Annotated in this window: 1 protein-coding gene; it reads left to right on the top strand. The window is 74.8% G+C overall.

Annotation, left to right across the window (positions count from 1 at the left end):
• Positions 1 to 20 precede the first annotated feature (20 nt).
• Positions 21 to 286, top strand: a 266-nt coding sequence (locus JT719_RS24630; protein ID WP_479725271.1) for a thiolase family protein, incomplete at its 3' end; no start/stop codon positions are given.

Genomic DNA, 286 nt, shown 5'->3' with positions numbered 1-286 from the left:
GGGCAACGCAGGACACGGTCGTGATCGCGGGCGCCGCCCGCACCCCCATGGGCGGCTTCCAGGGCGAGCTTCAGGGGCTGACCGCACCCCAACTCGGATCGGCCGCCATCCGGGCGGCGCTGGAGCGGGCGGGCGTGGCGCCGGAGATGGTGGAGGAGGTCTTCATGGGCAACGTGCTGCCGGCCGGCCTCGGCCAGGCGCCGGCCCGCCAGGCCTCGCTCGGCGCCGGCATCCCGGAGGCCGCCGGCTGCACCACTATTTCCAAGGTCTGCGGCTCGGGCATGAA

The organism is Sabulibacter ruber (genome assembly GCF_017355955.1).
Lineage (GTDB): Bacteria > Bacteroidota > Bacteroidia > Cytophagales > Hymenobacteraceae > Nibribacter > Nibribacter ruber_A.
Note: the sequence above shows the minus strand (reverse complement) of the source record. Positions and strands in the feature narration are given on the sequence as shown.